Here is a 1,497-nt window from a genome sequence, read left to right as displayed (position 1 = left end):
TTCCGGGGTCCAGAATTAGCCGTGTCTTCGTGAAATTCGTGGGGATCCTTCAGACTACGACCCCAATTATTGAGAGCTGATCGGCACCATCCCGTTCGACTCACCGGATGATGCAGGGTGGCGGGGGCTCCGCTAATCTGCAAATCCGATGGTAGACCCCGCACTCCGGACCCATTTATTCCGAAAAAAACTTACGAATTTCGTTTACCCAAAGTGGCGTCGGTGCGCCGTTTGCTTTTGCATTGCGGACGTATGAATTAGCGAAATCCAATTTTGCATCTCCATCATTTGTATCTAATAAGCGCTTTAGCGTTTCTCTATCAGACTGCCTCCAATCGAATGCAAAGTACGACGGCTTTTTTTTATCTATGTACCCTTGCATCAGATTAAGGGTTAGGTCATCCGAGCCCAATAGCTTCTCTTCCAGTTCAGAAATGACCTGGACAAAAGTGTTCGCCTCAAGCGAATCTTCTATTTCGGTCGGCGGGGATACAGTTTGATCGGCAACTTTGAGAAGGCGACATTGACCTCCAGCATTCAGCAAACGCCTAGCGATTAAGCCATCTCGGTCTTTCGCTTCAAAACTCAGTAACTGAGCATCCGTATCGATTAGGCAGAATATCTTGCCGCGAATATCCTTTCTGTCTTCATCTAAAGGAAGCTCCAAATAGTTAAAGATTCGTTTTACTTCCTTGGCCCCACCTGCAGGCAGGATACGCAAATTAAAATTTGCAATCAAATCTTCCAAAAAAAACTAAAAATATATTTTTTCAGAACTACCTTCACATATCAGCCAGTTGTATGGTTCATCCTTACGAATGGAAAACATGATTGACTGAACTAAATCATTAACACTCTTGAGAGAAACATCTGTTGGGAACTTTCCTTTGGAATCTGCCACCTTCTTTTTGACAGATTCTCTATATTGTTTCAAATCTACCGGAGTTATTGTGATAATGTCATTCGCGTCTCTGTCCGTCAGGTTTGCCACCCCGTGTGAGACGATTGGAATAAAACCGTACCAGTGTGTGGTAGTGATCACTTGGTTTCCAGAGTCAGTGATCCCGATCAGCTTTTCGAACTGGTCAAAACAAGCTGCTGTATGTAGCGATGCTTCCGGTTCATCAACTGCAAGGATAACCTCTTTTCTAAGCGGCGAGCTGGCCGATAAAAAAGAGTAAGCCACATCGATCAGAGCTTTCCTCTTTTCGCCGGAGCTAAGTTGGGAAACGGGAATTTCTCCAGTTGCGGTAACCCTGTTAAGCACACGCACAAGAAAGAATGCATCAATTACTTGGCTATGCAGCTCGTCACGGGTCAGATTTTTTTGGCGCCGAGCCGGCTTTTTGTATCTATAGCCGCTCAAACGTTCTCCGACTTCATCTACAAAAGCGTTCAAACCCTGAGGGATCCCCACGAATTTCACGCAGCCACGGCTAATTCCGGGTCCCGGAAAATGGCCCTGAGCTGTCGTAGCTTTGTAGTTGTCATCTGAAT

The 1,497-nt window shown here is 45.6% G+C and carries 2 protein-coding genes; both read right to left on the bottom strand.

The genetic code is table 11. The features are described 5' to 3' along the window. Nucleotides 1-175: 175 nt before the first annotated feature. The gene (locus BLP65_RS16550; protein ID WP_092999410.1) at nucleotides 176-748 is read right to left on the bottom strand and encodes a hypothetical protein; all 573 of its coding nucleotides are present in this window, start codon (nucleotides 746-748) and stop codon (nucleotides 176-178) included. Nucleotides 749-754: 6 nt separating this feature from the next. Next, nucleotides 755-1,497 (bottom strand): AAA family ATPase (locus BLP65_RS16545; protein WP_217632035.1); only part of this gene is annotated, 743 nt, incomplete at its 5' end.

The organism is Thiohalomonas denitrificans, assembly GCF_900102855.1.
GTDB classification, from domain to species: Bacteria; Pseudomonadota; Gammaproteobacteria; order Thiohalomonadales; family Thiohalomonadaceae; genus Thiohalomonas; species Thiohalomonas denitrificans.
The sequence above is the reverse complement of the archived record's forward strand: the minus strand, read 5'-3'. Positions and strand labels throughout refer to the sequence as shown.